This is a genomic window from Actinocorallia aurantiaca (genome assembly GCF_039533685.1).
In the GTDB taxonomy this organism is placed as follows: Bacteria; Actinomycetota; Actinomycetes; order Streptosporangiales; family Streptosporangiaceae; genus Actinocorallia; species Actinocorallia aurantiaca.
In genome coordinates this window covers 99,440-118,948 of sequence record NZ_BAAATZ010000021.1, presented here as the reverse complement: position 1 = coordinate 118,948, position 19,509 = coordinate 99,440, and the positions used below count along the sequence as shown (strand labels likewise).

General features: G+C 71.3%; 22 protein-coding genes. 18 read left to right on the top strand and 4 right to left on the bottom strand.

Annotated elements, in window-relative coordinates:
* Positions 1-38 precede the first annotated feature (38 nt).
* From ABD327_RS24760 to ABD327_RS24730, 7 genes are all read left to right on the top strand, one after another.
* Positions 39-827 (top strand): cell division protein FtsQ/DivIB, encoded by a 789-nt coding sequence (locus ABD327_RS24760; RefSeq protein ID WP_344453161.1) that lies wholly within the window; start codon positions 39-41, stop codon positions 825-827.
* Between the two features lie 191 nt (positions 828-1,018).
* Positions 1,019-2,293, top strand: coding sequence for a cell division protein FtsZ (gene ftsZ, locus ABD327_RS24755; RefSeq protein ID WP_344453159.1), 1,275 nt, complete (start codon positions 1,019-1,021; stop codon positions 2,291-2,293).
* A gap of 2 nt (positions 2,294-2,295) precedes the next feature.
* The gene (locus tag ABD327_RS24750) at positions 2,296-2,997 is read left to right on the top strand and encodes a YggS family pyridoxal phosphate-dependent enzyme (RefSeq protein WP_344453157.1); all 702 of its coding nucleotides are present in this window, start codon (positions 2,296-2,298) and stop codon (positions 2,995-2,997) included.
* Positions 2,998-3,080: 83 nt separating this feature from the next.
* Entirely contained in the window at positions 3,081-3,572 is a 492-nt protein-coding gene (locus ABD327_RS24745) for a cell division protein SepF (RefSeq protein ID WP_344453155.1), read from the top strand.
* 51 nt (positions 3,573-3,623) lie between these two features.
* Positions 3,624-3,899, top strand: a complete 276-nt coding sequence (locus ABD327_RS24740) for a YggT family protein (protein WP_344453153.1) — start codon at positions 3,624-3,626, stop codon at positions 3,897-3,899.
* A 72-nt stretch (positions 3,900-3,971) separates the two neighbouring features.
* Positions 3,972-4,847 (top strand): DivIVA domain-containing protein, encoded by an 876-nt coding sequence (locus tag ABD327_RS24735; RefSeq protein WP_344453151.1) that lies wholly within the window; start codon positions 3,972-3,974, stop codon positions 4,845-4,847.
* A 184-nt stretch (positions 4,848-5,031) separates the two neighbouring features.
* The gene (locus ABD327_RS24730; protein WP_344453149.1) at positions 5,032-6,363 is read left to right on the top strand and encodes a hypothetical protein; all 1,332 of its coding nucleotides are present in this window, start codon (positions 5,032-5,034) and stop codon (positions 6,361-6,363) included.
* Between the two features lie 159 nt (positions 6,364-6,522).
* Here the strand turns inward: ABD327_RS24730 and ABD327_RS24725 are convergent, their stop codons facing one another.
* Together ABD327_RS24725 and ileS are read right to left on the bottom strand one after the other, a co-directional pair.
* Positions 6,523-7,149 (bottom strand): DUF1707 SHOCT-like domain-containing protein, encoded by a 627-nt coding sequence (locus ABD327_RS24725; RefSeq protein WP_344453146.1) that lies wholly within the window; start codon positions 7,147-7,149, stop codon positions 6,523-6,525.
* Between the two features lie 118 nt (positions 7,150-7,267).
* Complete coding sequence (gene ileS / locus ABD327_RS24720) at positions 7,268-10,423, bottom strand: isoleucine--tRNA ligase (RefSeq protein WP_344453144.1); 3,156 nt, start codon at positions 10,421-10,423, stop codon at positions 7,268-7,270.
* Between the two features lie 295 nt (positions 10,424-10,718).
* Here ileS and ABD327_RS24715 point away from each other — a divergent pair, with 295 nt between their 5' ends.
* The 4 genes from ABD327_RS24715 to ABD327_RS24700 all read left to right on the top strand — a co-directional run bounded on the left by ABD327_RS24715 (position 10,719) and on the right by ABD327_RS24700 (position 13,107).
* On the top strand, positions 10,719-10,991 hold the full coding sequence (locus tag ABD327_RS24715) for a DUF167 domain-containing protein (protein ID WP_344453141.1): 273 nt from the start codon (positions 10,719-10,721) through the stop codon (positions 10,989-10,991).
* A gap of 120 nt (positions 10,992-11,111) precedes the next feature.
* Complete coding sequence (locus ABD327_RS24710) at positions 11,112-11,543, top strand: TraR/DksA family transcriptional regulator (RefSeq protein ID WP_344453545.1); 432 nt, start codon at positions 11,112-11,114, stop codon at positions 11,541-11,543.
* The gene (locus ABD327_RS24705) at positions 11,516-12,181 is read left to right on the top strand and encodes a signal peptidase II (protein ID WP_344453139.1); all 666 of its coding nucleotides are present in this window, start codon (positions 11,516-11,518) and stop codon (positions 12,179-12,181) included. Before ABD327_RS24710 ends, ABD327_RS24705 begins: the two co-directional genes overlap by 28 nt.
* A complete protein-coding gene (locus ABD327_RS24700; RefSeq protein ID WP_344453137.1) occupies positions 12,178-13,107 on the top strand; it encodes an RluA family pseudouridine synthase in 930 nt (309 codons plus the stop codon). Before ABD327_RS24705 ends, ABD327_RS24700 begins: the two co-directional genes overlap by 4 nt.
* A gap of 20 nt (positions 13,108-13,127) precedes the next feature.
* Here ABD327_RS24700 and ABD327_RS24695 read toward each other — a convergent pair whose 3' ends face one another.
* Positions 13,128-13,646, bottom strand: coding sequence for a DUF1269 domain-containing protein (locus ABD327_RS24695; protein ID WP_344453135.1), 519 nt, complete (start codon positions 13,644-13,646; stop codon positions 13,128-13,130).
* A 124-nt stretch (positions 13,647-13,770) separates the two neighbouring features.
* Between ABD327_RS24695 and ybaK the strand changes: the two genes are divergently transcribed.
* On the top strand, positions 13,771-14,271 hold the full coding sequence (ybaK, locus tag ABD327_RS24690) for a Cys-tRNA(Pro) deacylase (protein WP_344453133.1): 501 nt from the start codon (positions 13,771-13,773) through the stop codon (positions 14,269-14,271).
* Here the strand turns inward: ybaK and ABD327_RS24685 are convergent.
* Positions 14,155-14,751: a hypothetical protein gene (locus ABD327_RS24685; protein WP_344453131.1), complete on the bottom strand. Its 597-nt coding sequence runs from the start codon at positions 14,749-14,751 to the stop codon at positions 14,155-14,157. The genes ybaK and ABD327_RS24685 overlap by 117 nt on opposite strands.
* A gap of 113 nt (positions 14,752-14,864) precedes the next feature.
* Between ABD327_RS24685 and ABD327_RS24680 the strand changes: the two genes are divergently transcribed.
* The 6 genes from ABD327_RS24680 to hisH all read left to right on the top strand — a co-directional run bounded on the left by ABD327_RS24680 (position 14,865) and on the right by hisH (position 19,477).
* Positions 14,865-15,554: a DUF6882 domain-containing protein gene (locus ABD327_RS24680; RefSeq protein ID WP_344453129.1), complete on the top strand. Its 690-nt coding sequence runs from the start codon at positions 14,865-14,867 to the stop codon at positions 15,552-15,554.
* Between the two features lie 96 nt (positions 15,555-15,650).
* A complete protein-coding gene (gene hisD / locus ABD327_RS24675) occupies positions 15,651-16,958 on the top strand; it encodes a histidinol dehydrogenase (RefSeq protein ID WP_344453127.1) in 1,308 nt (435 codons plus the stop codon).
* Positions 16,955-18,040: a histidinol-phosphate transaminase gene (locus tag ABD327_RS24670; protein WP_344453125.1), complete on the top strand. Its 1,086-nt coding sequence runs from the start codon at positions 16,955-16,957 to the stop codon at positions 18,038-18,040. Before hisD ends, ABD327_RS24670 begins: the two co-directional genes overlap by 4 nt.
* On the top strand, positions 18,037-18,630 hold the full coding sequence (gene hisB, locus ABD327_RS24665) for an imidazoleglycerol-phosphate dehydratase HisB (RefSeq protein WP_344453123.1): 594 nt from the start codon (positions 18,037-18,039) through the stop codon (positions 18,628-18,630). The genes ABD327_RS24670 and hisB overlap by 4 nt, the downstream gene beginning before the upstream one ends.
* A complete protein-coding gene (locus ABD327_RS24660) occupies positions 18,630-18,851 on the top strand; it encodes a hypothetical protein (RefSeq protein WP_344453121.1) in 222 nt (73 codons plus the stop codon). The genes hisB and ABD327_RS24660 overlap by 1 nt, the downstream gene beginning before the upstream one ends.
* On the top strand, positions 18,851-19,477 hold the full coding sequence (gene hisH / locus ABD327_RS24655; protein ID WP_344453119.1) for an imidazole glycerol phosphate synthase subunit HisH: 627 nt from the start codon (positions 18,851-18,853) through the stop codon (positions 19,475-19,477). Before ABD327_RS24660 ends, hisH begins: the two co-directional genes overlap by 1 nt.
* Positions 19,478-19,509 lie beyond the last annotated feature (32 nt).

Here is a 19,509-nt window from a genome sequence, read left to right as displayed (position 1 = left end):
AGGTTTCAGCGGGCGGGAGAAGGGGACATCATCGGCACATGGCCACCACGCAGCCGCCGCGGCAGCCGCCCTCGCAGGGCGATCCGGCCCGGGGCGCCGCCGGGACCGGGGGCGAGGCGGAGCCCGCCGGCCGCGGACGCCCCGCCGGGCGCGCCCGCTGGAAGGTGATGTTCGTCGTCCTGCTCATCGCGGCGCTGCTCGGCGCCGCGATCTGGGCGGTGCTCGGCTCCAGGCTGCTGGTGGTGCGCGAGGTGTCGGTGCGCGGGGTCTCGGTGCTGGACCGCGGCCAGGTGCTGAAGGCGGCGCGGGTGCCGGTCGGCACGCCGATGGCGCGGCTGGACACCGGGTCGGTGCGGCACCGGGTGGCCGGGATCCGGGAGGTGCAGTCGGTCTCGGTGTCGCGGAGCTGGCCCACGACCCTGGTCATCACCGTCCGGGAGCGCACCCCGATCGCGACGGTCGAGCAGAACGGGCTGTTCCAGCACGTCGACCGCTTCGGTGTGACAGTTCTCACCTCGCCTCGCAGGCCCGCTCACCTGCCGCTTCTCGTGGTCGCGGCGCCGGGCCCGGGGGACCCGGCGACCCGGGAGGGCCTCGAGGTGCTCAGAGGGCTGCAGCCGCGGTGGAAGTCGAAGCTGGTGACGATCGAGGCCTCGAGCGCGGAACTGGTGGTCCTGCGCCTGGAAGGCGGTCTGACCGTGGTGTGGGGAGCGGCCGAGCGCGCCGACGAGAAGCACCGGCTGCTGAAGGCGCTGCTGGCGACCAAGGCCGGCCGGGCCGCGCGCACGATAGACGTCAGCGCGCCGGATGTCGTCACTACCAGATGATTGGTAAACCCCGCGAATCAGGGTGAGTCGGCTTCACTGCGACACGCCGATCTCCTTGGGCCCCTGTTAGTTGACCCTGATGGGGGGCAGCCCTACTGTCCCTAGCAGTCCTCAGGTTGACATAACTGTAAGCCTCAACTTGAGGGTCAAGGTTTATCGGGAACAGCAAGCTAGCGGAAAGGCCCCTCCTCGTGGCAGCACCGCAGAACTACCTAGCGGTCATCAAAGTCGTCGGTATCGGCGGCGGCGGTGTCAATGCCGTCAACCGGATGATCGAAGAGGGGCTCAAGGGCGTCGAGTTCATCGCGATCAACACGGATGCCCAGGCGCTTCTGATGAGCGACGCCGACGTCAAGCTCGACGTCGGCCGCGAGCTCACCAGGGGACTGGGCGCCGGCGCCAACCCCGACGTCGGCCGCAAGGCCGCCGAGGACCACCGCGAGGAGATCGAGGAGGTCCTCAAGGGGGCCGACATGGTCTTCGTCACCGCGGGTGAGGGCGGCGGCACCGGCACCGGCGGAGCCCCGGTCGTGGCGAACATCGCGCGCACTCTCGGCGCCCTGACCATCGGCGTGGTCACCCGTCCCTTCAGCTTCGAGGGCAAGCGCCGGGCCGCTCAGGCCGAGGCGGGCATCGAGACGCTGCGCGACGAGGTCGACACCCTCATCGTCATCCCCAACGACCGGCTGCTGTCGATCTCCGACCGGCAGGTCAGCGTGCTGGACGCCTTCAAGGCGGCCGACCAGGTGCTCCTCTCCGGTGTCCAGGGCATCACCGACCTCATCACCACCCCGGGCCTGATCAACCTGGACTTCGCCGACGTGAAGTCGGTCATGTCCGGGGCCGGCTCGGCGCTCATGGGCATCGGCTCGGCGCGCGGCGACGACCGGTCCGTGGCGGCGGCCGAGATGGCGATCTCCAGCCCGCTGCTGGAGGCCAGCATCGACGGCGCCCACGGGGTGCTGCTGTCCATCTCCGGCGGCTCGGACCTCGGCCTGTTCGAGATCAACGAGGCGGCGCAGCTGGTGTCCAACGCCGCGGCCCCGGACGCCAACATCATCTTCGGCGCGGTCATCGACGACGCGCTCGGCGACGAGGTGCGGGTGACCGTCATCGCGGCGGGCTTCGACGAGATCCAGCCGGTCGCGCCGGAGCCACCGGACGTCAAACGGCTGCCTCCGCCCCGGCCCACCGTCACCGAGGCGGCCGCCAAGCCGGTGCCTCCGCAGGAGCCGAAGGTCCCCGAGCCCGCGCCGGAGCCCGAGCCCTTCGAGGAGCCCGCCGGCTCCGGTGAGGGCGCTTCGGAGGGGCAGTCGGAGCAGTCGCACCCTAAGGTGCCGCGGCCGGTGCAGGATCCGCCCGCGGTGACCCGCTTCGACCGGTTCACCGGGGGAGAGCCGACCCGGCGCCGTCCCGTCGTGTTCGACGACGACGACCCCCTCGACGTCCCCGACTTCCTGAAGTAGCAGTGACGCGCGAAGAAGAACTCGCGGCCAACCTGCGGGACGTTCGCGAGCGGATCGCGCTCGCCTGCCGGGAGGCGGGGCGCGATCCGGGCGAGGTCACCCTGATCGCGGTCACCAAGACGTTCCCGGCGTCCGACGTCCGGCTGCTCGCCGGGCTCGGTGTCACCGACGTGGGGGAGAACCGGGACCAGGAGGCCGCGCCCAAGGCGGCCTCCTGCGCGGACCTCCCCCTCGTCTGGCACTTCGTCGGCGCGCTGCAGAGCAACAAGGCCAGGTCCGTCGTCGGGTACGCGCGCGTCGTGCACTCGGTGGACCGGCCGCGTCTGGTCACCGCCCTCTCGGACGAGGCGGTGAGACAGGGGAAAAGAGTGACCTGTTTGGCACAGGTTTCGCTAGATACTCCTGGTTCGTCTGGTCGCAGCGGGGTAGAACCTGATCACCTCTTGGCACTGGCCGACCGGATAACCACTGCCCCCGGACTGGAACTCGGTGGCATCATGGCGGTCGCGCCGCTCGGGGCCGATCCGGCTCCGGCGTTCGAACGGTTGGCCGGGTACGCCGAGAGCCTGAGATCCGCCCATCCCGAAGCCGGGGTCGTCTCGGCCGGTATGAGCGGTGATCTGAAGGAGGCGATCGCCTGTGGTGCGACACACGTGCGCATCGGTACGGCGTTGCTCGGAGGTAGGCGAACAATCGTCGGGTAATGTCCGCGAGTAAGTAGCGGATGCCACCCGCGAATCGGTTTGAACAGGACATCCTGGACGGGATATCGGATCGGAGGGGCCCCGTGGCCAGCGCGATGCGCAAGATGGCGGTCTATCTCGGCCTCGTCGAGGATGACCGGTACGACGACTACGACGTCTACGAGGAAGAATACGAGGAGCCGGAGGCGGAGCACGCCTCCCGCCGCCGTCCCCTCGAGGACGACCAGCAGGCCACGCAGATCGCGACGGGCCCGCCGGTGCCGGCGCAGGAGCGGCGCGAGCCCGCTGTATCCGATTTGGCACGTATCACTACGCTTCACCCTAGGACGTACAACGAGGCTCGGACCATCGGGGAGCACTTCCGTGAGGGCACCCCGGTGATCATGAATCTGACGGAAATGGTCGACAGCGACGCCAAAAGGCTCGTCGACTTCGCGGCAGGTCTCGTGTTCGGGCTCCACGGGAGCATCGAGCGTGTTACGAACAGAGTGTTCTTGCTCTCTCCGGCCAATGTCGAGGTCACCGCCGAAGACAAGGCCCGGATGGCAGAACGCGGATTCTTCAACCAAAGCTGATAGCCACATGCGAGAGTGTCCGTGACAGTCGTTGGAGCCATCCTGACGGTGGTGCTGTATCTGTTCCTGCTGATCCTGATCGGCAGGCTGATCCTGGACTACCTGAAGATGTATGCGGAGAGCACGTCGAGGCAGCCCTGGCGGCCCAAAGGGATCGTTCTGGTGTTCGCTGAACCCATCTGGACGGTCACAGAGCCCATCCTCGTTCGCCTGAGACGTATCTTCAAACCGTTGCGATTGGGTAACGTGAGTCTCGATCTGAGCTTCATGGTGCTCTTCCTGATCGTCCTGATCTTGATTCAGGTGGTCGGGGGGCTGACGAGGTGATCGTCTTCGCCCCGGAGCTTTGATCGGATACCGTCCTCTGGGACAGACTCCAAGCGCGCCAAGGAGACCACCATGCCGCTGACACCCGCGGATGTGCGGAACAAGCAGTTCAGCACGACCCGGCTTCGACCGGGATACGACGAGGAAGAGGTAGACGCCTTCCTCGACGAGGTCGAGGCCGAACTCGACCGCCTGATCCAGGAGAACGAGGAACTGCGGGCCAAGCTGGCCGAATGCCTGCGCGGCAAGGTCCCCGCCATGGCGGCCCCGATCGTGGAGCCCAAGCAGGACCTCGCGCCCCCGATGCCCGAGCCGATGAGGCAGCCGGAGCCGGTGCAGCAGCCCGAGCCGATCGGCATGGGCCTGGCGCACGAGCCGCGGATCGAGCCGCGGCCCACCACCGAGGACAACATGGACACCGCGGCCCGGGTGCTCGCCCTGGCGCAGCAGACCGCGGACCAGGCGATCGCGGACGCCCGCCGGGAGGCGGACGAGACCCTCGGCCGGGCCCGCCGCGAGGCCGAGGACATCCTGGGCAAGGCGCGCCGCCAGGCCGACCAGATCGTCTCCGAGGCCCGCTCCCGGGCCGAGCAGCTCGACCGGGACGCCCAGGAGCGGCACCGCCAGGTCATGGGATCCCTGGTGCAGCAGCGCGAGGAGCTGGAGCGCAAGGTCGACGACCTGCGCGCCTTCGAACGCGAGTACCGCAGCCGGCTGAAGGCCTATCTGGAAGGCCAGCTGCGCGAGCTCGAGGTCGGCGCCAACGAGGGCGGATTCCCCGGCCCGACGATCACGGGCCCCCAGCCGGTGCCCGTGGCCGCCCATGTCGGTCAGCCGGCCCCCGTCTCCACCGGCCCCACGCCGTTCCCGCCTCCGGCCGAGCCGGCGCAGCACAGCACCGGCGGCTTCCACGCCGCGGTGGAGGCTCCGCCGCACGAGCGCCGCTGACACCCGGCGTACCGGACGAGCGTGCGCACGGAAGATCCCGATCTTTCGTGGATCGCGTAACGCGCGTCCGCGCGTGTTCGACCACGGGCAGCGCGCCCTCAGGCGATAGGGTGCTGACTCTGCCGACACCTCGCCGAGCTGCGAGGACCGGTCGAAGTGCTGGGTACCGGGAGAGGGAGTCCTTGTGATCATCCTGAGTGGCCTGCTGGTCATCGTGGCGATCGCCCTGCTGGTGGCGGGGATCGTGACGGAAGAGCAGGGAGTGCTGGGCCTGACGGGGCTGCAGCTGATCTATGTGTCGATCGCTGTCAGCGTCGTGTCGGCCCTGTGCCTGGCCATAGGGGTACTCATCCGGCGCAAGGAGCTGTTCGGGTCGGCCCCGGCCCGCCGCCCCGCGGCGCCGAAGTCCCGGCCCGCAGGCAGGGCCGCGCGGAAAGCCGCGGCCAAGGCCGCCGCCGAGGATCCCGCCCCTTCGCCCGAGGCGGAGGAGGGCACCCCGTACGCCTTCCCGATGCCGACCGCCCAGGTGCCGGACGACGCGCTCGTGTACGTCATCCCCGGACGCAAGCGCTACCACCTCGACACGTGCCGGCAGCTCGCGGGCCGGCAGACCGAGGAGCTCACCTACATCGAGGCTCAGGAAGAGGGGTTCAGCCCCTGCACCGCCTGCCTGCCCGACACCGCTCTGGCGGCGCGCGCCACCGCGGCCACGGCGGGCGGCGGTGATCCCGAGGGCGACCAGGACGCCTCTTCCGACGCCGGCTCCCCCACGGAGACCTTCACGGAGCCCTTCACGCCCGAGTCCCGGCGGGGCTTCGAGCCCACCCTGAACTTCGAGGCGGCCCCCGACCGGGACGAGGCGCCCCCGCGGGAGCAGCGGCCCGGCGCGCTGCCCTCCGGCGGCATGGACTGGACGCCGGCCTCCTCGGAGCCGCCGGCCGCCGACACCGTCACCGACTGGGACCCCAAGGCGCTGACCGCCGACCCGCTCGACCCCTCCTACCGGCTGCCGGAGGAGTCCTACAGCAGCGGCCCCAATCCCCTGGAGCCCCGCCGGAGCGGCGACTCCTGGTCCTCGCCGGCGCCCGCCGACGCCTTCTGGGCGAAGTCCGCCGACGCCGATGCCGACCCGACCCCCGACCAGGGCACCCCCCTGCCGGAGCTTCCGCTGGACGAGCCCCTGCCGGGCGACTCCGCGCAGGGCGAGTCGCCTCTGTCGGAGCCGGTCCGCCCCGCCGCGGACCCCGAGCCCGAGACGGCCCCCGAGCCCGCCGCCGAGGAGGAGTCCTCCGCGCATCCCGTGGTCCCCGGCTCCCGCGAGCCCGAGGCGGCCTCCGGCGGCCCCGTCGTCCGCATCCTCAGCGGCACCAAGCGCTACCACCGCCCCGACTGCGCCCTCATCGAGGACATCGGCGAGGAGGACGAGGACCTGGAGACCCTCAGCCGCGAGGTCGCCAAGGAGCGCGGCTGCACCCCCTGCCTCGTCTGCCAGCCCGACAAGGAGCCCGCCGTCTGACCCGGCTCCCCCTTCGCTCTTCACCGGAGAAGCCCGTGCCTCAGGCACGGGCTTCTCCGCGTCAGCGCCGGGCTCCCACGGGAGCCGAGAGAACAGCGGGACGTCCGGCATCGCCGTCGACAGCGGCCGCCGCTCGCGGGCGTCGGGGAGGGACGGAGGTCAGCAGCGGCGCTGGGCGCGGCGGGCGGCCCGCTCGGCGCGGCGCTGCTCGCGGGTGAGCTTGCGCTTGATGTCGATGGCGCCGAAGAGGGCGAAGCCGGTGAAGCGGATGACGGGGGCCTGGGGGTCGACGGTGTCGTTGCCGGGGTCGTCGATGGCGCCGAAGATCGCCGAGACGTCGCTCTCGACGCGGACGCCCGGGGGGACGATGACGTCGATGGCGCCGAAGATGCAGCTGACGTTGACGACGACCTCGCGCTGGGTGAGGACCGCGGTGCGGTAGTCGAGGTCGACCCCGCCGAAGACGCAGTTGACGGTGGTGACGGGCTCGACGAGCCAGCGGCCCTTGCGCTCGGCGGCGCCGAAGAAGCAATGGATGTCGCTGGAACTGCGGACCGGCACCGGAAGGGCGGGGTTCTCCTTGGCGAGGGAGACCCTGGGGCGGGGCAGGTCGCCGGTGAGCGGTTCCAGCTCGGCGTAGGTCTTGGCGGCGTAGAGGCGGTCCAGGCGCTCGGAGTGCTCCTCCGGGGTCAGCCTGCCCTCGGAGAGCGCGTCCCCGAGGACCTCCGCCACCCGGTCACGATCCGCGTCCGACGCCCTCAACTGGGGGATGTTCTCTAGCTCCACCCCTTCACTATGACAAAGGGGAGGGCGGTTCTCCATCCGGGCGAACCCCGAGAAGACCCTGAGAGCACCCTGAGCCCGGGCGGGGCCGCGCCGGGACGCGGCCCCGCCCGGAGGAGGATCAGGCCTTCTTCAGCACGAAGGACAGACCGAGGTCCGCCTCGTGGTGGGTGGGCTCGGCGCCGTCCGCCAGCTCGGTGAAGGAGGTGGCGAGGACCTCGCCGCCGACCTCCGCGCCGTGCTCGCGCAGCGCCTCGGCCATCTCCGGGTCCGAGGCGGACCAGGCCAGCGTGACGCGGTCGGTGACCTCCAGGCCCGACTGCTTGCGGGCGTCCTGGATCATCCGGACGGCCTCGCGGGCCAGGCCCGCCCGGCGCAGCTCCGGAGTGATCTCCAGGTCGAGCGCGAGGGTCTCGCCCGCCGCCGACTCCACGGCCCAGCCGGACCGGGGCCGCTCGGTGACGATCACGTCGTCGGGGCCGAGGGAGACCGCGCCGACCTCCGCCGCCTCGACGGAGAACGAGCCCGCCGAGCGGATGCCGGTGACGAGCGCGGCCGCGTCCGCGGCGGTGACCGCCTTGGCGACCAGCGGAGTCTGCTTGCCGAAGCGCTTGCCCAGCTCGCGGAAGTTGGGCTTGACCTCGTACTCGACCAGGTCGCCGCCGATGGAGGACAGGTCCTCGAAGGAGCCGACGTTCAGCTCCTCGGCGATCTGGGCGCGCAGCTCGCCGGGCAGGGCGGCCCAGCCGGGCGCGCCGACCAGGGCCCGGCCGAGCGGCTGGCGGATGCGCACCGAGGAGGAGGTCCGGGCGGCCCGGCCCAGGTCGACCAGCCGCCGGACCAGCGCCATCTGCCCGGTCAGGTCGGCGTCCAGCAGCGCCTCGTCGACCTTCGGCCAGGACGCCAGGTGCACCGATTCGGGGGAGCCCTCGGGCCGGATCACGTCCCAGACGTGGTCGGTGAGGAACGGCACCAGCGGGGCCATGAGCCGGGTCAGCGTCTCCAGGCACTCGTACAGGGTCGCGAACGCCGAGCTTCCCTCCGGCCCGGCCGGACCCTCCCAGAAGCGGCGGCGGGAGCGGCGGACGTACCAGTTGGACAGGTCGTCGACGAACTCGCCGAGCCGGCGTCCTGCGGCCTGGGTGTCGAAGACCTCCAGCGCCTCGGTGACCTCGGCGACCGTCCGGTTCAGCTCGGCCAGCGCCCAGCGGTCCAGCAGCGGGCGGTCGGCGGGGGCGGGGGCCTCGCCGAGCCGGTCGGGCGTCCAGGCGTTGCCCTGCGCAGCGGCGGCGTTGGCGTACAGGACGAAGAAGGAGGTGGTGTTCCAGTAGGTCAGCAGGACCTTGCGGACGATCTCCTCCAGCGCGTTGTGGCCGACCCGGCGGGCCGCCCACGGCGAACCGGAGCAGGCCATGAACCAGCGCAGGGCGTCCGCGCCGTGCTGGTCCATCAGCGGCAGCGGCTGCAGCACGTTGCCCAGGTGCTTGGACATCTTGCGCCCGTCCTCGGCCAGGATCAGCCCGAGGCACAGCACGTTCTCATAGGAGGATCTGTCGAACACCAGGGTGCCGACGGCCATGAGGGAGTAGAACCAGCCGCGGGTCTGGTCGGTGGCCTCGCAGATGAACTGCGCGGGGTAGGCCTGCTCGAACGCCTCCTGGTTGCTGTAGGGCGCGCCGTGCTGGGCGAACGGCATGGAGCCCGAGTCGTACCAGGCGTCGATGACGTCGGGGACGCGGGTCGCCGTCTGGGCGCAGACCGGGCAGGGGAAGGTCACGTCGTCGACGAACGGGCGGTGCGGGTCGAGCTCGGAGTGGTCCTCGCCGGCCAGTTCCGACAGCTCCTTGAGGGAGCCCACGCAGGTGACGTGCTCGTCGGGGCACAACCACAGCGGCAGCGGGGTGCCCCAGTAGCGGGAGCGCGACAGCGACCAGTCGACGTTGTTGCGCAGCCACTCGCCGTACCGGCCCTCCTTGATGGTCTCGGGGAACCAGTTGGTGCCGGCGTTCTCGCGGAGCAGCTCGTCCTTGATCGCGGTGGTGCGGATGTACCAGGCGGGGAGCGCGTAGTACAGCAGCGCCGAGTGGCAGCGCCAGCAGTGCGGGTAGCTGTGCTCGAAGTGCGAGCCGCGGAAGAGCAGGCCGCGTTCCCGCAGGTCGGCGGTGAGCGCCTCGTCGGCCTCCTTGAACAGCACGCCGCCGACTTCGGGGACGTCGTCCAGGAAGCGGCCGTCCGGGCCGATCGGGTTGACGACCGGGAGCCCGTAGCGCTTGCACGTCTGGAGGTCGTCGGCGCCGAAGGCGGGCGCCTGGTGGACCAGGCCGGTGCCGTCCTCGACTGTGACGTACTCGGCGAGCAGCACGAAGTGCGCGCCGGGGATCTCGACCAGCTCGAACGGGCGGCTGTAGGGGGTGCGCTCCAGCTCGGAGCCGGGGAAGGACTCGCGGGCGGTCCAGCCCTCGCCCAGCGCGCTCTCCAGCAGCGGCTCGGCGACGATGACCGGCTTCTCCCCCTCCTTCTCGGCGACGACGTAGGTGACGCCGGGGTGCACGGCGACGGCGGTGTTGGAGACCAGGGTCCAGGGGGTGGTGGTCCAGATGAGGAGGTCGGCGCCCTCGAACCGGCCGGACGTGACGGGCATCCGCACGTAGACCGAGGGGCTGCTGACGGTCTCGTAGCCGCCGGGCTGGCCGAGCTCGTGGTCGGACAGGCCGGTGCCGCAGCGGGGGCAGTACGGGGTGATCCGGTGGTCGCGGAAGAGGAGGTCCTTCTCCCAGATGACCTTCAGGGACCACCAGACCGACTCGATGTAGGAGGGGTCCATGGTGCGGTAGGCCTCCTGGAGGTCCACCCAGTAGCCCATCCGCTCGGTGAGCTCCTCGAAGGCGTCGGTGTGGCGCATGACGGAGGCGCGGCAGCGCTCGTTGAACTCGGCGATGCCGTAGGCCTCGATCTGCGGCTTGCCCGACAGGCCGAGCTCCTTCTCCACCGCGACCTCGACGGGCAGGCCGTGGCAGTCCCAGCCGGCCTTGCGGGGCACGTGGTAGCCCTGCATGGTCTTGAAGCGGGGGAAGACGTCCTTGAAGACGCGGGCCTCGACGTGGTGCACGCCGGGCATGCCGTTGGCGGTGGGCGGTCCTTCGTAGAAGACCCACCGGGGGCCGTCGACGTTGCGTTCGAGCGAGCGCTGGAAGATCTTCTCGTCCTGCCAGCGGCGCAGCAGGTCGCGTTCGAGGGCCGGCAGATCGACCTGCGCGGGGAGGGGACGGAAGGACACGGCGGTACGACCTCCAAGACGGTGCGGAACTGTCCTTGAAGGGACGACCCTTGCGGGCCGCGGTACCACCCTTCTTGACCACCCGCCGAAGATCGTGCGCGTGGTCCGCTTCGTTGCCGTCCGGCTGCCGGTTCTACTGGGCTCCCGGTCGCGCTCGACCCGGGGCTGTTCTTCCGGCGGCTCCGAGGTGATGGCCTCATCGCTGCCTTGCCGTGGACTGTCACGATTGTACGGGGCGCGCGGGCTCGCGTTCGACTCGAATTACGGTCAGGAATGTCCCACGGAAGGGTGAAATATGGCGATCAAAGTAGCGATCAGAGTGGGGCCCGGGGCGTCACGGACGAAGGTCGGCGGCGTCCACGGGGACGCGCTGGTCGTCAAGGTCGCCGCCCGCGCGGTGGAGGGGAAGGCGACCGAGGCGGCGCTGGAGGCGGTCGCGAAGGCCCTCGGGGTGCGGCGAAGGGACGTCCGGCTGCTCTCCGGCGCCACGAGCAGGGAGAAGCTGATCGAAATTGAAGGAGATGTGACCCTGCTCACACAGAAGCTCGGCCGACTGCGCGGTTCGTGACGGCTTGTCGTGGGGCATATGCGGGTGGTGACCAATCGGCGTTGTTTGCCGCACTCCGGAGGGAGACCTATGCTGCCCGCACTGCCAGTCGAGAACAAGATCAACGCTAGGGGGACCGACATGGCCGGCACCGCAAGTGTGGCCCAGGAGGCCCAGAAGGCAGAGAAACTCCCGGTTCGCGAAGGAGAGGAACGCTGGACCGCGGAGGAGCTGGAGGCGGTGCGGACCAGGTTGGCCGCCGAGGTCGAGGAACTCGCCGCGGAGATCTCCGCCGCGCTCACCCAGGCCGCCGAGGGGACCGATCTGGGCGAGGGTGCCGGGGACGACCAGGCGGACGCGGGCGCCAAGACCTACGAGCGCGAGCACGAGCTGGCGCTCACCAACAACTCGCGTGATCTCCTGCAGCAGAACGAGCGCGCGATCGCGCGAATAGAGACGGGCACCTATGGTGTCTGTGAGGAATGCGGCAAGGCCATAGGCAAGGCACGCCTTCAGGCCTTTCCGCGTGCGACGCTATGTGTGACATGCAAACAACGCGAGGAACGACGCTGAGCGAGATCCAGAACGAGAGGGACGGGGCCGGGGCCGCCTCCGAGACGGAGACGGGGTCCCGGCCCCGTCGTATCGTCGTCCTGGCGGCGGTGGCCCTCACGGCGCTGCTGGCCGACCAGATCACCAAGATCCTGGCGGTGGCGCGGCTGGAGGGCGAGCGGCCGATCGAGCTGCTGGGCGGCCTGACCACCCTGCGGGTCACCCGCAACAGCGGGGCGGCCTTCTCCATCGGCACGGGCATGACCTGGGTGTTCACCATCATCGCCATCGGCGTGGTGATCGCCATCGTGCGCACCGCGCGCGACCTGCGCAGCCTGCCCTGGGCGCTGAGCCTGGGCCTGCTGCTCGGAGGGGCGCTGGGCAACCTCGGCGACCGGATCTTCCGGGAGCCGGGCGGGTTCCAGGGCCACGTGGTCGACTGGATCGAGTGGCCCAACTGGCCGGTGTTCAACCTGGCGGACTCCGCCATCGTCTGCGGCGGCGTGCTCGCCGTCGTCCTGGCCGCCCGCGGCTACCAGCTCGACGGCACCCGCGACACCGGATCCGGCGGATCCGCAGAGTCCACCGAGGAAACAGTGCCCGACGGGTCCGCCGAGTCCTCCGAAGGAGCCGGCACGAGCGGGGAGGACGCGAAGTGAGCGACCATCGTTCCCTCTACGTACCCGAGGGCCTGGAGGGCGAGCGGGTGGACGCCGCCCTGGCCCGCCTGTTCGGCCTCTCCCGCTCCCGCGCCGCCGAGGTGATCGCCGCCGGCGACGTCCAGGTGGACGGCCGGGACGTCGCCAAGTCCGACCGGGTCACGGCGGGCTCCTGGCTGGAGGTCCTCCTCCCGCCGCCGCCGGCCGCGCCCGTCGCGGTGCCCGAGCCGGTGCCGGGAATGACGATCCTCCACGAGGACGAGCACATCATCGTGGTGAACAAGCCCGTGGGGGTCGCCGCCCACCCCACCACCGGCTGGACCGGGCCCACGGTCATCGGCGGCCTGCTGGGCTCCGGGCACACCGTGGCCACGAGCGGCGCCGCCGAACGCCAGGGCATCGTGCACCGGCTGGACGCCAACACCACCGGCTGCATGGCCGTGGCCAAGAGCGAACTGGCCTACTCGCGGCTGAAGAACGCCTTCCGGGACAGGGAGGTCACCAAGCGCTACCACGCGCTGGTCCAGGGCCACCCCGACCCGTTCCGCGGCACGGTGGACGCCCCGATCGACCGGCACCCCTCGGGCAACGGCAGGTTCGCGGTGGTCGCGGGCGGCCGCCCGTCGGTCACCCACTACGACACGATCGAGGCGTTCCGGGCCGCGTCGCTGCTGGACATCACCCTGGAGACCGGCCGCACCCACCAGATCCGGGTGCACATGTCGGCGCTGCGCCACCCCTGCGTCGGCGACATGCTCTACGGCGCCGACCCGACCCTGGCGGCCCGCCTCGGCGTCACCCGGCAGTGGCTGCACGCCGTCCGCCTGGGCTTCGTCCACCCGGGCACGGACGAGTACGTCGAGTTCACCAGCCCCTACCCCGAGGACCTGCAGAAGGCCCTGGACATCGTCGCCGCCGAGTCCTGAACGGTCCCCGGGCCCGCGGGTCAGTCCTGGATCTCGCCCAGGCTGACCCGGACGGCGTGGACCGCGGCGTCGTACAGGTCGGACTCCACGAACTGGGCGCCGGGGAACCGGGCGAGCTCGTTCTGCAGGTCCACCAGGGACAGGCTGCTGATCAGCAGGGCCAGCGCGGTCGTGCCCGGAGGCACGGCCTCGCGCAGCTCGGCGATCTTCTCGTCCTTGATCCCGGTGTCGATGAGCTTGCCGAGCAGCGCCCCGCCTCCGGCGCTGGCCGCGCCGCCGATGAGGCCGCCGACCGGCCCGCCCAGCAGGGTGCCCAGCAGCAGTCCCCACATCCCGGCGCCCAGGGCGCCCTTGCCGGGGGTGAAGTCCTGGGTCTCCCGGACGACGGACCTGCCGTCCTCGGCGCGCTCGATGAACACGGCGTCGTGCAGGCGCAGCTGCCCGTTCTTCTGCATCCGAAGGGCGGTGAGCATGAACTCGCTCGCCTTCAGCGGATCGTCGAAGCCGATGACCAGGAGTTTCTGCGGCGCTTCCGTCATGCCACCACCCTTCCCTTCCGCCTCTCCCGTGGAACATCGGCACCATGTGATCTCCCGCGCAAGGGGGGCCGGGTCGGGATTAGGGTTTCGTGGTGAGTTCGACGGGGCCGAGGGAGGGATCCTGGTGAAGGAGTCCAAGAGGACGAAGGGGGCGGCCGGCACCCCCGCCACAGTCGCCGCGACCAAGGCCGGGATCGGGTTCACGCTGCACCCGTACGAGGTGGACGCCGCCGCGGAGTCCTACGGGGAGGCGGCGGCGAAGGCGCTGGGCGTTCCTCCGGAGCGGCTGTTCAAGACCCTGCTGGCCGAGGTGGACGGGAATCTGACGGTCGGGGTGGTCCCGGTCTCGGGCCGGCTGGACCTCAAGGCGCTGGCGGCGGCCGTCGGGGGCAAGCGCGCCCGGATGGCCGAGCCCGCCGACGCCGAGCGGGCCACCGGCTACGTGGTGGGCGGGATCAGCCCGCTGGGGCAGCGCAGGCGGCTGCCCGTGGTGGTGGACGAGAGCGCCTCAGGCTTCCCGACGGTGTACGTCTCGGCCGGGCGGCGCGGCCTGCAGATCGAACTCGCCCCCGCGGACCTTCTGCGGCTCACCGGCGCCCGAACCGCCCTGATAGGAGGGGCGTAGCCGTCCGGCGGCGTCCATCGCCTCCAGCATCCCGAAGACGATCACCGAGACCAGCGGCTGCAGCGTCGCCACGGCGGTCGCGCCGAGGTCCAGCGGCCCGGTGATCCGGGTGCCGTCCGCCGCGGTCCGTACGGTGTGCTCGAAGCCGCCCAGGCCGAACTGGTGGCCCAGCCACCAGGCGAGCACGGAGCACAGCAGCCCGCCGGTGAACAGGCCGAGCACGAGCGGCACCTCGTTGGAGCGCCCGGCCCGCCAGTACGCGACGGCGCCCGCCAGCAGCCCGATGGCCACGCAGATCGCGGCCAGCGTGCCGTCGGCGCCGATGAGCACCTCGGATTCGGAGTCGGCCGGGTAGGTGTCCCCGCCGACGATCACGTACTCGGGCCGCTCGGCCAGCCGGGACCACAGCAGCCCGGCGGGCAGGCCCAGGAGCGCGAGCGCCCCGGTGACGACCCCCCAGATCTGCACTTGCCGCCTCAAAACCCACGCTCCTGATACGTCCCGGAAAGCTGATCTCTCGCAGCGTAACGCGGGGGGACGGGTGCCTTGGTGAAGGGAGCGCAAAGTCGGCACCCCCAGGTAGTGTTCCGGTCATGTCAGGATTCAGCTCGGCGTTCGAACGCCTGGGTGCCGCGCTGTCCGCCATCGCCCTGCAGCGGCAGGAGACCCTGGCGGGATACCTGCCCCGCGCCGACTGGAGCGCCGACCTCGGGGCGCGGACCTACACCAGCGGCGGCGTCACCGTCCGGGTGGGGCTGCTGGGCAGTTACGCGGCCGGCGAGCGCACCTGGCTGTGGGGCTGGGCCAACCGGCAGTTCGGACCCGATCATCCCGCGGTCGCCCCCGTCCTGGCCGTCCGGGAACTGGGGGAGCGGCTGTCCATCCCCGAGTTCACCACCCCCGAGCTCGACCTGTCCTGGTACCGGGGGCCCGCCGCGCACGGCGGCGAACTGGTCGCGCTGGCCGCCTCCGGGGCCCTGGGGGGCTCGGGCTACATCGGCGCGGGCTACGACGGGGGTTCGGCCTACCTGCAGGTGGACGACCCCCAGGTGCCCGGGGCCCCCTTCGACCCGATCCCGGTGCCCTCCCTGATCATGAACGCGGTGGCGCTCTTCCCGTCCGACCCCCGGCTGACCCTGATCCGCTTCCTGTCCCACCACCGGGTCCCCTTCCGCCAGACGGGAGCGGTGACCGAGGCGAGGCTGCCCGGCGGCGGCACCGCCCGGGCGATCTTCGACGAGCACGGCAGGTTCAAGAACTGGGAGGCGACCCTGCGGGTCTAGGAATTCGGGGGAGGGCGCCACAAATGTCGTGCATGTCATCTCGGCCCCCGAAACTCGATTGCGGCTCCGGGCGCGGCCTTCCGTAGACTGAGCTGCGTGATTTCCCGAATCGACCTGCGCGGCTCCCTGCCGGACGACCTGCGCTCCGTGATGCCCCGTGCCGACTTCGACGTCGAGGCCGCCCTGGAGAAGGTGCGGCCGATCTGCGAGGACGTGCGGCATCACGGCGTGGACGCGGTGCTGCGCTACACCCGGGACTTCGACGGCGTCGAGCTGTCCACCACGCGGGTGCCCGTCCAGGCGATCGCCGACGCGCTGGAGCACCTCGACCCCGCGGTGCGCGGAGCGCTGGAGGAGGCGATCCGGCGCACCCGCATCGTGCACCGCGCGCAGTGCCGCACCGACGTCACCACCCAGGTGGTGCCCGGCGGCACCGTCACCGAGCGCTGGGTCCCGGTCGACCGCGTCGGCCTCTACGTGCCGGGCGGCAAGGCCGTCTACCCCTCCAGCGTGGTCATGAACGTGGTCCCCGCCCAGGAGGCCGGGGTGCGCTCGCTGGCCGTCACCTCGCCCGCCCAGAAGGAGTTCGGCGGGCTGCCGCACCCGGCCATCCTGGCGGCCTGCGCGCTGCTGGGCGTGGACGAGGTCTACGCCGCGGGCGGCGCGCAGAGCCTGGCGATGTTCGCCTACGGCACCGAGGAGTGCCCGCGGGTCGACCTGATCACCGGGCCCGGCTCGATCTGGGTCGCCGCCGCCAAGCGGCACCTGCGCGGGGTCGTCGGCATCGACGCCGAGGCCGGCCCCACCGAGATCGCGATCCTGGCGGACGCCACCGCAGACCCCGCCTACGTCGCGGCCGACCTGATCAGCCAGGCCGAGCACGACACCATCGCCGCGTCCGTGCTGGTCACCGACTCGCCCGAGCTGGCCGAGGCGGTCACCGCCGAACTGGCCGGGCAGGTGGCGCGCACCAAGCACCGCGAGCGGGTCACCGAGGCCCTGTCGGGCAGGCAGTCGGCGATCATCCTGGTCTCCTCCCTGGACGACGGGCTGGCCGTCGTCGACGCCTACGCCGCCGAGCACCTGGAGATCCACACCGCGGACGCCGCGGCGGTCGCCGCCCGGGTGCGCAACGCCGGCGCGATCTTCGTCGGCGACCACTCCCCGGTCTCCCTGGGCGACTACCTGGCCGGCTCCAACCACGTGCTGCCGACCGGCGGCTGCGCCTGCCACTCCTCCGGCCTGTCGGTGCAGTCCTTCCTGCGCGGCATCCACGTGGTCGACTACGACCGCGCCGCGCTGGCCGAGGCGACGGCCATGGTCGTCGCGCTCGCCGAGTCCGAGGACCTGCCCGCGCACGGCGCCGCGCTCAAGGCCCGCTTCGACTGGGAGGTCCCGTCTTGAGCTCCCTGGAGGACCTGCCGCTGCGCGACGACCTGCGCGGCGAGAAGCCCTACGGGGCGCCGCAGCTGGACGTCCCGGTCCAGCTCAACACCAACGAGAACCCCTACGGCCCGTCGCCGGAGCTGGTGCGGGCCCTGGGCGACGCGGTCGCCGCGGCCGCGGGCGAGCTCAACCGCTACCCCGACCGCGACGCCATGGCGCTGCGCGCCGGCCTGGCCGCCTACCTGAGCGCCGAGTCCGGTGTGGACCTGGACGCCTCGCGGGTGTGGGCCGCCAACGGCTCCAACGAGATCATCCTGCAGATCCTGCAGGCCTTCGGCGGCCCGGGACGCACCGCTTTGGGCTTCGAGCCGTCGTACTCCATGCACCCGACGATCACGAAGGTGTCCAACACCCGCTGGGTGAACGCCTTCCGGGACTCCGACTTCGGCCTGGAGGCCGAGCGGGCCGTCACCGCGATCGCCGAGTACCGGCCCGACGTGGTGTTCCTCACCTCGCCGAACAACCCGACGGGCACCGCGCTGGACCACGACGCGATCAAGGCCGTGCTGGACGTCGCGCCGGGCATGGTGGTGGTCGACGAGGCCTACGGCGAGTTCCGGCGGGAGGGCACCCCCTCGGCGCTGGAGCTGCTGGCCGGGAACCCGCGCCTGATCGTCACGCGTACGATGTCCAAGGCGTTCGCCCTCGCGGGCGCGCGCCTGGGCTACCTGGCGGCCGACCCGGCGGTGCTGGAGGCGCTGCTGCTGGTCCGCATGCCCTACCACCTCTCGACGGTCACCCAGGCCGTCGCCCGCACCGCGCTGTCGTTCTCCGGCGAGCTCCTCGGCTACGTCGGCAGGCTCCGGGAGGAGCGCGACTCCACGGTCGCGTGGCTGCGCGCCGAGGGTTTCAAGGTGGCCGACTCCGACGCCAACTTCGTCCTGTTCGGGGAGTTCCCCGACCGGGACGCGGTGTGGCGGCGGATGCTCGAGGCCGGCGTGCTCATCCGCGTGGTGGGCCCCCCGGCCTGGCTGCGGGTGACGGTGGGGACGCCCGAGGAGATGGCAGCTTTCCGCGACGCTTTGAAGGAGTCAGTGTGAGCCGTGTCGGCCGCGTGGAGCGGGGCACCAAGGAGACCAAGGTCGTCGTCGAGATCGACCTGGACGGCACGGGCAGGGTCGACGTGTCGACCGGGGTCGGGTTCTTCGACCACATGCTGGACCAGCTGGGCAAGCACGGCTCGTTCGACCTGACCGTCCAGACCGACGGCGACCTGCACATCGACAGCCACCACACGATCGAGGACACCTCGATCGCGCTCGGCCAGGCGTTCAAGCAGGCGCTGGGCGACAAGCGCGGCATCCGCCGGTTCGCCGACGCCTCGATCCCGCTGGACGAGTCGCTCGCCCAGGTGACGGTGGACCTGTCGGGCCGCCCGTACCTGGTGCACTCCGAGCCCGAGGGCATGGCCCCGATGATCGGCCGCGAGTACGACACCACGATGACCCGGCACATCTTCGAGTCCTTCGTGGCCAATGCCGAGGTCGCCCTGCACATCCACGTCCCCTACGGGCGCAACGCCCACCACATCGTCGAGGCCCAGTTCAAGGCGCTGGCGCGGGCGCTGCGCTACGCCTCCGAACTCGACCCGAGAGTGCACGGGATCCCCTCGACCAAGGGCGCCCTGTGATGCTCGGCGCCCTGGTGCCCGCCGTGCTGGCCGCCGAGGAGAAGAGCGGGATCGACCTCTTCGGGACGACCTTCACGCCGTTCTCGCTGTTCCTGTTCGCGCTGGCCCTGTTCTTCCTGACCGGGGTCTACAGCTTCCTCAAGCAGGGGCTGAAGGGCGCGTCCGTCGTGATGCTGGTGCTGGCCGTCCTGTCGTTCGCGGCGGGTCTGGGGAGGATGTAGTGAAGAAGGTCGTCGTTCTGGACTACGGCTCGGGCAACCTCAGGTCGGCCGAACGCGCGGTCGCCCGGGTCGGCGCGGACGTCACCGTCACCTCCGACTTCGAGGAGGCGCTGGAGGCCGACGGGCTGGTCGTCCCCGGAGTGGGCGCCTTCGCCGCCTGCATGGAGGGCCTGAAGGCGGTCAAGGGGGAGCGGATCATCGGCCGCCGCCTGGCTGGGGGCCGCCCGGTCCTGGGCATCTGCGTCGGCATGCAGATCCTCTTCGGCAAGGGCGTCGAGCACGGCATCACCACCGAGGGCTGCGGTGAGTGGCCCGGCACCGTCGAGCGCCTGGACGCCCCCGTCCTCCCGCACATGGGCTGGAACACCGTCGAGGCCCCGGCGGAGTCGGTGCTCTTCGCCGGACTCGACCCCGAGACCCGCTTCTACTTCGTGCACTCCTACGGCGTGCGCACCTGGGAACTGGAGGGGAGCGCCCTCCAGCCCCCGCTGGTCACCTGGGCCGAGCACGGTGAGCGCTTCGTGGCCGCCGTCGAGAACGGCCCGCTCAGCGCCGCCCAGTTCCACCCCGAGAAGTCCGGCGACGCCGGCGCCCAGCTGCTGAAGAACTGGCTCGGCACGCTCTGAACGCGCATGTGGACCACGCCCCGGCCGCCCCG